Source organism: Oleiagrimonas sp. (assembly GCF_027858935.1).
Taxonomy (GTDB): domain Bacteria; phylum Pseudomonadota; class Gammaproteobacteria; order Xanthomonadales; family Rhodanobacteraceae; genus Oleiagrimonas.
In genome coordinates this window covers 1-9,522 of sequence record NZ_JAQIBU010000220.1, presented here as the reverse complement: position 1 = coordinate 9,522, position 9,522 = coordinate 1, and the positions used below count along the sequence as shown (strand labels likewise).

At 60.0% G+C, this 9,522-nt stretch carries 6 protein-coding genes and 1 pseudogene; 3 read left to right on the top strand and 4 right to left on the bottom strand.

What is annotated here, in order from left to right:
- From PF446_RS08265 to PF446_RS08255, 3 genes are all read right to left on the bottom strand, one after another.
- A partial coding sequence (locus tag PF446_RS08265) for an MFS transporter (protein WP_298070957.1) occupies positions 1–458 on the bottom strand: 458 nt, incomplete at its 3' end.
- 130 nt (positions 459–588) lie between these two features.
- Positions 589–1,704, bottom strand: coding sequence for a WD40 repeat domain-containing protein (locus tag PF446_RS08260; RefSeq protein ID WP_298070956.1), 1,116 nt, complete (start codon positions 1,702–1,704; stop codon positions 589–591).
- 10 nt (positions 1,705–1,714) lie between these two features.
- Complete coding sequence (locus PF446_RS08255; protein WP_298070955.1) at positions 1,715–3,556, bottom strand: hypothetical protein; 1,842 nt, start codon at positions 3,554–3,556, stop codon at positions 1,715–1,717.
- Between the two features lie 192 nt (positions 3,557–3,748).
- Here PF446_RS08255 and PF446_RS08250 point away from each other — a divergent pair, with 192 nt between their 5' ends.
- Together PF446_RS08250 and PF446_RS08245 are read left to right on the top strand one after the other, a co-directional pair.
- Positions 3,749–4,408, top strand: a complete 660-nt coding sequence (locus PF446_RS08250; RefSeq protein ID WP_298070953.1) for a response regulator transcription factor — start codon at positions 3,749–3,751, stop codon at positions 4,406–4,408.
- Entirely contained in the window at positions 4,405–5,799 is a 1,395-nt protein-coding gene (locus PF446_RS08245) for a HAMP domain-containing sensor histidine kinase (protein WP_298070951.1), read from the top strand. The genes PF446_RS08250 and PF446_RS08245 overlap by 4 nt, the downstream gene beginning before the upstream one ends.
- 67 nt (positions 5,800–5,866) lie before the next feature.
- Here PF446_RS08245 and PF446_RS08240 read toward each other — a convergent pair whose 3' ends face one another.
- Positions 5,867–8,917, bottom strand: a complete 3,051-nt coding sequence (locus tag PF446_RS08240; RefSeq protein ID WP_298070949.1) for a TonB-dependent receptor plug domain-containing protein — start codon at positions 8,915–8,917, stop codon at positions 5,867–5,869.
- Positions 8,918–9,370: 453 nt separating this feature from the next.
- On the opposite strand from PF446_RS08240, the pseudogene PF446_RS08235 reads away from it, so the two are divergent.
- Positions 9,371–9,522: pseudogene (locus PF446_RS08235) on the top strand (IS3 family transposase); the annotation flags it as partial.

Here is a 9,522-nt window from a genome sequence, read left to right as displayed (position 1 = left end):
TCGGAGATGTAGGTGTCGATGGTCACCAACTGCACCGCGAAACCTACGCCGGCAATGAAACGCCATACGTTGAGCATCTCTCCGGTTTGCTGGAACGCCATGATTGCGGTGCAGACCACGTACCAGATCAGCGACCAGGTGAACACCGGCCGCCGCCCGAAGCGATCCGCCAGCTGCCCGAAAAGCACCACGCCGACCCACAAGCCCGCAAAGGTGCAAAACACGAAGGTACCGAAGCCCGAGACCCGAATGGCAGCGAAGCTGGAAAAGAAACCCAGCGACGACGGCGTGAACAACCCGGAACGGATCATTCCAGGCGCCACGTAACCGGTGAAGAACAAATCGTAGAACTCGAATATGCCACCGAGCGAAATCAGGACAACGATGGTCCAGACGACTCTCGAAGAAGGCAACCGGTCCAGTCGGGCGCCTATGGATGCAACGGATGTATCGCTCATATCACAAACTTCCCCTGTTCAGTATCAGGTCGTACAGTTGAATCTGAAGTGCTCGAAGGCTATGCAACCGGTAGATTCTCCCGGTGCAGGCCAATGTCCATCACAGTCCCCTGCTGCCAAGGAGTAATCCTCAATGCACAGATGGTTTCACGGTCGGTGACTTTCCGTACGTGAGCACGACGAATGTATTGTCAAAATAGATATTTGGATAAAACGGTGCCACGGCGCGATCCACTTTCCTTGCCGGGTCGACCGCGCCCTGGGCCGTGACCAGGTAGATCTGGTCGCGCTTTGCATCGAGCGCCATGGTTCTGGCCATCGGTCGTGTCGTGATGGCCTGGTCCAGCCGGTAGGTGTTAGCACCTGTCTGATCAATGACCACCACATTGGCATCCACACCATTGGACGCGTAGATCCTGTGCGTTTGCGGCGCGTACACCACGCCGTCGTTACCGCGGCCGATTTCGATTATCGAGACCACCTTTCCGGAGTCCGCATTGAGTACCGCAAGTACCGGTCTGTCTCCGCGGCACCCGACGAATATGCGCCGGTCCTTTGCGTCGTAGGCCAGCCCTGTAGGCTGCTTGCAGGGTGCGGTGGACCATGCGGCGGTCACCTTGTGCGCGCGGGCATCGATGCGAATCACCCTGTTGCGGTCACGCTCGGCGACGAAAACGTTGCCGTGGCCGTCGGGCGCCGAGGCCTCGATCTTGCTGCTGTGCAGCGGTAGGCGTGCCGTAACATGGCCGCTTCGCGCGTCCAGGAACACGATTTTCCGGCTGCCGCCCATGGTGAACAGGATCTGCCCGGTCGCTGGATCGTAGCTGCCCGAATCCGCATCATGGCCGAAACGGATCCTCCGTAACGTCTTGAGCGACCTCAGGTCGAACTCGGTGGTCGAACCATCCTCGTTGACCGTGAAACCGCGCCCGATCTCCGGGACCAGGATCGCCCGGTTCGCGCCCTTCGAGTCCGCGATTGATGCAACCACCTTGCGCGTGCGCACGTCGTAGACCGTGACTCCGGCATGCCTACGCCCAATGAACAGGTACGAACGGGCTACATCGAACGTCAGGTAGTCCCATGCCGGCGATGTCCCAGGCAAGACCACAGCCGACTCCAGTCGGTAGAACGTCGCCGCCTGGCAGGCAAGGGACCCTGCCCCGAACATACCGACCAGGACCAGCAGCAGACCCGGCAGCCGGGCGGCGAACGCCGACGTTTTCAGCGGGCATGTACGACGCATCGCGGACGGCCTACTTGTTAAGCGCAAAGGTCAGCACTTCGCCGCCCTTGCCGTGTTCGCCGGGGGACGCGGCCAGATACAGACGGTGCAGTTGCGGCACCAGAATGCCGGACTTGGCGCCGTGGGCGCTCGGGATCCGCGCGAGCTCGGTGTAGTGATCTGGATTGACCTGCTGGTACACGCCCAGGTAGCCGTCGCCACCCGGCAGGTAGATCCGTTTCAGCGCCGCGTCGTAGAACAGTCCGTCCGAGGTCGCAGGAGCATCCAGCACAGCCACGGTCGCGCCGGTGTCGGTATTCAACACAAACAGCTTGCTGGGATTGCGCGTGCCCACGAACAACCGGTGATCGGTCTCGTCCAGCGCCATGGTGAGGTTGGTTCTGGCGCCCTTGAGCGGCCAGCGCGCGATGACCTTCAGGGTCTTCTTGCTGACTACCGCGACGTAGTTCTTGTCGGCCACGTTCACGAACAGCCGGTCGCCGTGCTGCTCGGCCCGGACCGCCTCGGTATGGTCGGAGTCGAAGCGCAGCGCCCTGTAGACGTGGCCCGTGACCGGGTTCACCTCGTTGAGGTAGCAGTGCTTCATGCCCACGTCCTTGCCGCCGGTCACGATGTACAGGCGTTTGGTGGAGGCGTCGTATTCTGCCGAATCGGCACCCACGGCCAGCGAAATGTGGCCGACGGTCCGGTAGTCGCGCGAATCGATCACCTTGGTCATACCCTTGCCGCTGTCGGTCACGATCAGTCGGTGGCGGTGCGGAAAATAAAGGATGGCATGCGGTGTCTGCACGTTGTGCAGCGTGCGTTCGTGACGGCCCGTCGCGAGGTTGAAGACCTCCAGTGTGCCGTGGTCCTCGGCAGCCAGGAACAGCCGGCGCCCGGCTACGTCCACGCCGAAATGGTCGAAGTCGCCGGAGTACCCGGGATGCCAGTTCGTGGTGCGGCCGATCAGCGACGCCGGAGGCGCCGCATTCACGCCTGGAACAGTTTGCATCAGTTTTTCCAGCGAGGGAATCCGTGAACGCAACTCGTTACGGATGGCCATGCCGCGGCGTTTCAGTTCACCCTTGTCGTCGCCCGGCTTGTACGGGAACACGATGCCCACCGCGCCGATCGTCCGCCCGGCCTTGTCCAGCAACCGGGTCTCGACCTCGAACCGGTTGCCGTTGACCTCGAGGTTCGGAATGCCGGTGCGGATCGCGCGCATGTCGTCCGCGTCGGCCTTTTTGCCAATGCGCCCGATGCTAGAACCGACCACCACGTTGGTCGTGCCACCGGGCGGCAGGATGTGCATCATCAGGATCAGAAGCCGCGGATGAGCGGCCATGGTCTGGTCGACCAGCTTTTGCGCATAGGTGTCTACCGGAACGGACGGGTCGAACCGGTATGCCTGCGTCAGGTTTCCGGCATTGGAGATCTTGCGCTTGAGCTGGTCGCGAATGTTTTCAGCACGCATCTTAAGAGAAAACTTGTTGTCGCCGGACTTGTACGGATACACGACGCTCAGGGCACCAACGGTGTCGCCGGTCACGTCTTTCAGCGGCATTTCGACCTCGAACCGGTCTCCGCGCTTATTGACCTCTAGGTTGGTCTTTCCGGTTGTGATCACGCGCATGTCGTCCGCGTCGGCCACCTTGCCGATGCGGCCGATGTTCGAAGCAACGATGACGTTTTCATGCTTGCCCACGGGCGTAACGTGCATGGCCATGACCAGCACCTGCGGATGGGCTTTCAGGCTCTGGTCGACCAGAAACTGTGCATAGTTCTGCGACGAAACCGTCGCTTCGGCCGACACGGTCCAGGCCAATGCCATCAGGAGGACGGCTGCCGTCAGGTAGAGTCGTCGCTTCATGTTCGGATCCCTTTTGTTGGTGAGGCTCCAAGATAAGTGCTGTTCCTGACATGCTCCTGAAATGTTTCTTAATTTTTTTTCAGGTCGGAAGCACATCCACGAACGCGGTATCACCTACTTCGCAGGCAACGAAATTTTTCGCTCGTCGTGGTGTACACTCGCGCCACCTCTGCGGTACCGGGAGTGTTTGCAATGAAGGTATTGATCGTCGAAGACCAACCCAGACTGGGCGATTTTCTGCGACGCGGATTGAGCGAACGCGCGTACACCGTGAAGTGGACTAAAAGCTGCGCCCAGGCGCGCGATGCGCTGTCGGAATTCAGCTACGATCTGATCATCCTGGATCTGGGTCTGCCAGACGGCGACGGGCTAGGTCTGTTGTGCGAGTGGCGTCGCTGCGGTTTCAATGAGCCGGTGTTGATACTGAGCGCCCGCGACACGCTTGAAGACCGCATCAAGGGGCTTGACCTGGGCGCCGATGACTATTTGCCCAAACCCTTCAGCTTCGACGAACTTCTGGCACACATCCGATCGTTGATGCGGCGCCATGCAACCGTGAAGCAGGCCGTTCTCGAGTATGCCGGCATCCGCATGGATCTCATGGGCCATTCCGTACAGGCTCATGGACAGCACTTGGACCTGACCAGCAGGGAATTTGCACTTCTCGAGGTGTTCATGCAGAACGCCGGGCGCACGTTGACCCGATCCTATATTACTGAGCGGATCTGGCCAGGCCTGGTCGACACCAACCTGCTGGACGTCTATATGAGTCGGCTGCGCTCCAAACTCGGCCCCGAATCAGGTGGGTCGGTATTCAAGACCGTACGTGGTGTGGGTTATCAATTAAAATGAAGAAAATCGGCACCCGCATTGCAGTCTGGTACGCACTCAGCGCAACCACGACCCTGGCGATACTCTTCGGCGTCGGCTACCTGTTGTTGAAAAACTACATATTTCACGATCTGGACCTGCTCAATCGCTCTGAGTTCAGACAACTCAGTGCCCGCTTGGGCCCACATCCAAAGAAATTGACATCCGATATTATCGACCAGCGCATTAGCGAGACAGCAAACTACGGCTCCGTGTTGTTTTACATCAATATCGACTATCCCAAGCACGGCATGCTCTTCTACTCCAACAATCTCGATGGCCGTCCGATTCCAGATGTACCGCACAAGCATATCTACAACGCATTTATTCCCGGGATCGGCGAACTTCGCATTTCAGAATTCCTGATGCCGCCATTCGACATCAGCATCGGAACACCAACCCGACAAATGCGGCAGAGTCTGGATGCCTATGTCGAGGTCAGTCTTGCGTTGGTGATCGTGATGCTGCTTGCCAGCATCATCATTGGCCTTGGCCTCAGCCGACTCATGTTGCGTCCGATCCGGGCGATCGGCACAACGGCAAAACATATACGCTCAGATAACCTGGCCGAGCGAATCACAGTCAACAGTGTCAACGACGAAATTTCCGACCTGGCCAATCTCCTGAACCAAATGTTCGACCGGCTGGAAATGTCTTTTAAGCAGACGCAGCAATTTGCGACCGAGGTCTCCCATGAATTAAAGACGCCGCTATCGCTGATACGGCTCAATGCGGAGAAGATGCTGGACGATGGCCACCTGCGCTCCGAACAGGAGGATGCCGTGCTGGTCCAGCTCGAGGAACTGGAACGCGTCAACCAGATGATCGACGAATTGCTGTTCATATCACGCACTGAGGCCCAAGGCGTGAAACTGAAACTGGTGCCGCAGGATCCCTCCGCGTTCCTGTACAGCATGGAGCATGACGCCAAGGCGCTCACCGAACACGAGGGCAAGCACCTTTCCAGTCAGCATCATGGCCACGGCCGGGTCGCCATGGAAGAAAAATGGATCCGAAGGCTGATCTTCAACCTGTTGGTCAACGCCATCAACGTATCGCCGCCCGGCGGAAACATCCGTATCGAGTCGGTACTCGGCAACGGCGTCTGGCGGCTCTGTGTCCAGGACGAGGGTCCCGGACTCACCGACGAACAATGCAAGAAGGTATTCGACCGGTTCGTGCGCTTCAACGTACCCAGCGGTGAGGACCGCGGCAGCGGGCTGGGCCTGGCCATCTGCCGCAGCATCGTGGACCTGCACGGCGGCCGCATCCATGCCGGCACGAAGCCCGGTGTACCGGGCCTGCGTGTGACGTTCGAACTTCCGATGTTTGCGGGTTCGGAGCCCCGTCACGCCACCGAACCCCCCTTCTAGCCAGCGCAATGACTCCCCTCGCACGCACCCGGGCGATCCGCGGATCGGCCCGGATGCGTGCGCACCGTCACAAGGAAACCTTGACGTTGCAGTAAACTAGCCGCCCGATCGGGGAATAGGTAGCGATGTCGCTTGTGACGTACTGGTTGGTGAACGCGCGCGGGAAGATCGGTGGGTTCGTGTTGCCGATGTTGTTCACGCCTAGGGCCACCGTGAGCGACCTGTCGCTGTCCTCGGACCCTAACGCCCAAGTGTACGAGCCGCGAAGGTCCCATGTGCTGTAGCTCGGCACGCGGATACCCGGCAGTGTTCCGGCAGCGCCGGCATCATTGACCGGTGAGATGTAGGTATTGGCCAGCATGATGTCCAGGTTGGCCTTGTTCCAGTCGAGCGTCGAATAGAAGCTCTGCTTGGGCAGCGTTCCTGCGAACACGCCGATGTTACTGGCATTTCCTGCGTACTGCTGGAACGGGTCGCCCGGACGGCGCTGGAACTTGAACGAATTGAAGATCATGCCCTTGGTCGAGAATGTCCAGGTTCCAGACGTCTTGGTGGGCAGGATGTAGCTCAGGCCCAGCATCCAGGAATGCTCGAGCAGGACGCTTTGGTTGCGAAACTTGTCGATCACGTACAACTGCGAATACTTGCTCGGATCAGGATTTCCGGTGTTCGGGTCGGTCAGGAATGCCTTCAGCGACCCGGGCGTTCCGAACGGATCAGTGCCGCCCAGGTTGGTGAAGTTGCCCGTGCTCACGCTGTTGAAATACGGTGAGGCCGAGCCCACGTCGTTGACCGACTGCATGATGCGCGTGAAGTCAGCGCCGCCCGGGAACCCGTGCAAGTTGATCGAGGAATAGTCCGCGGTCAGTGTCAGGCCTCTGATGAAATCAGGGTGGAACTCGAACCCGATCGAACGGGACTCCGAAGTGGACGGCTTCAGCGTGGGGTTGGCGCCGTCCTCGCCGTTGAAGCTATTGCCCACCGCGTACTGGCTGCCGAACACGATGCCGATCAGGCGATCAGTCACCGGCCGGGTGTCGAACGGCCCGTAAGCCTGATACAGCGGCGGCGCGGCGAACGACTTGGTGAACGTCGCGTGCATCACGAACTGGTGGTCGAACGGCTCCCAGCGGATGCCGATCTTCGGCGAGTTCTTGCTGCCAGCGTCGCTGTAGTGCTCGAAGCGGCTGGCGAGGGTGAGCTCGACTTGGTGCAGGCCTGTGATATTCATCTTGCTCGAGGTGATCGGGATCAGTGTCTCGGCATACACCGCGTACATGTTGCGGCCATGGCTGAACGGATCGGTGTACATGCCGCCGATCCAGTTCTGATCGTTGCCAGCAGTCGATCCGGTCACCGGATCGGTGACGCGGCCGTTAGGGTCGGCATGGCCGGACACTTCCTCGTGTCGCCAGCTCACACCGACAGCGAGATTCACCGTACCCGCAGGCAGCGTGAACGCATCGCCGACGACGTGCGCGTCCCACGAATACAGCTTGCTGTCGCCGTGCAGCACCTCAGTGCCGAAGATGTTGGCCAGGGTCTGCGGAGAGTTGCCGGTCACAGCAAACGGATTGAGCGCTGGCTGCAGCACCTTCGGGCTGTTGATTGAGTAGCCGCCGTAGACCTTGCTATAGGCGCCGCCGGCCACCGCATTGCCGTTAGCGTCATAGCCGCCAGCGACGGCGGCCGCCAAGTTGGGACCGAAAAGCAGATTGGTATCGTGTTCGGTCAGCCTGCTGTCGCTGTAATCGACGCTGCTCTGCCAAGTCCAGGATTTTGCCAGATCGCCCTTGAGGCCGAACGAGAAGCGGTAAGCGTCGGTGGTGTCGAACACACCCTTGGGCCGGGACCGGTCGGCAAACGTCACGCCGGTCGCATCGGTGGTCAACGGGTTGTAGGGTGCGCCGGCCGGTACCGTGAGCGTGGTGTATGCGAAGGGCTTTCCGGCCGCCTGCCACGCGGTGGAATGGACCTTGTTCTGCGAAAGCAGCACGTCGCCGAAGGCCTCCACGCTGCCACCGAACAGCGGCTGAGAGGTGATGTCGGCGGCGAAGTTCTTGTGCTCTTCCTGCTGCAATAGCATGGCGTAGCGGGAATAATCGAAACCGTTGGACAGCTGCGAAGCGCTGGTGGCGTTATAGACGCTGGGCGAAAGATCCGCATAGCTGGCCGCGGTCGCCGATGTTCCCGTCGGCACCGGCGGCGTGATCAGGCCCGGAGCCAGCACGTAGTTGCCTCCATCGACCACGCCGGGAATACCGGTACCGGGCACCACGCCGAACTGCGGGCTGGTGAAGCCGCGCTTGTACTGGAACAGCGGGCTGGTCTTGGAGTAACTCGCCGTGGCGGTGATGTTGAACGCGCCCACGTCGCCACCCACCGTCACGTAGGCCGAACGATCGCTGTAGCCGCCGTCCGCGGTACCGTACTGTCCCCCGAAGGTGACGCCGTGGTAACCGTGCTTTAGGACGAAGTTCACCACTCCGCCAACCGCGTCTGCGCCGTACAGCGAGGACGCGCCATCGGTCAGCACATCGACCCGCTCCAGCGCGGCGGCCGGGATCTGGCTGACGTCGACGAAATTCTTACTGCCGCTCAGTCCCGCGACGCCATCCAGCGCAAGGCGCCGGCCATTGAGCAGGACCAGCGTCGGCAGGTTGCGTAGCTCGACCTGCGAGCCGCCTGCGGTGAACTGGTTGTGGCTCTGTGCGTTACTGGCACCGGCATTGCTGCGTCCTGCGAACGCAGGAATCGACTTGCGCAGCGTCTCGAGCATGTTGCTGGTGACGCCGGTCTTCTTCAGATCGTCTGCATACAGGCTGGTGACCGGGACGGCAACAGCGTTGGGATCGACCGGCAACAGTGTACCGGTGACCACCACCTGCTGGAGTTTTGCAGGCCTGGCCGTGGAGGAACCATGCGAGGGTTTGGCAGTACCGCTGACGTCCACCGGACCCGGTTTCGTCTTGGAGGCGGATTGTGCGGGTTTGGCATTGTCAGAGGATCGAAAGGCACCACCGGCGTTCACCGGATTCGCATGGACAGGCGGCGCAGCCAGACAAGCCGTGATCGCAACTGCAAGACAGGACAGTGTGAATAATTTTGGGTTCAACATGTTCCCCTCCCCGATTGGCTGCATTCAGCTCTGATGCCCGGAGCAGCAGCATATTTTCGTATGAAACCAGAATGTCTTGTGGACTTATTGACCACGTGTACGATCCTGGGATCAGCGCTAGATTGTGCATGCATGAGCGGGACTCGGACCCGCATACATTCTGACCTCTACGGATTTTTGTGGGGTCTTTGCAAACGTACTGGGCAAGGTTAAATGCAACCTGAAAATTGGATTACAAATTGTTAACCTTCTCACCGGTCCTGTGCCTCACGAACCGGTCCGGTCCGTGCAGCTTTCACCGCGTTAGGATGGATCCATGAAACACTGCCGACCGCTTGCAATCTGACCCGCCCCGGGTTCCCCTGATGCTCCAACTCTTAAGAAGATGGATCGCTGGAAACCAAGAAGAAGTCCCCGAAGTATCCGCCAGAGGTCCGCGAGCGGGCGGTGCCAATGGTGTTCGAGCACCAGAAGGAGCATGCCTCGTAGTGGGCAACCATCGAGTCGATCACCGGCAAGATCGACTGCACGGCGCAGACGCTGTGCAATTGCGTGCGCCAGGCCGAACCTGACCAGGGCCTGCGCGAGGGTCTGACCACATTCGA

What these genes read in the sequence shown, in the direction of transcription:
- PF446_RS08260 (WP_298070956.1), bottom strand. Translation starts at nt 1,704, where the DNA reads ATGCGTCGTACATGCCCGCTGAAAACGTCGGCGTTCGCCGCCCGGCTG.
- PF446_RS08255 (WP_298070955.1), bottom strand. Translation starts at nt 3,556, where the DNA reads ATGAAGCGACGACTCTACCTGACGGCAGCCGTCCTCCTGATGGCATTG.
- PF446_RS08250 (WP_298070953.1), top strand. Translation starts at nt 3,749, where the DNA reads ATGAAGGTATTGATCGTCGAAGACCAACCCAGACTGGGCGATTTTCTG.
- PF446_RS08245 (WP_298070951.1), top strand. Translation starts at nt 4,405, where the DNA reads ATGAAGAAAATCGGCACCCGCATTGCAGTCTGGTACGCACTCAGCGCA.
- PF446_RS08240 (WP_298070949.1), bottom strand. Translation starts at nt 8,917, where the DNA reads ATGTTGAACCCAAAATTATTCACACTGTCCTGTCTTGCAGTTGCGATC.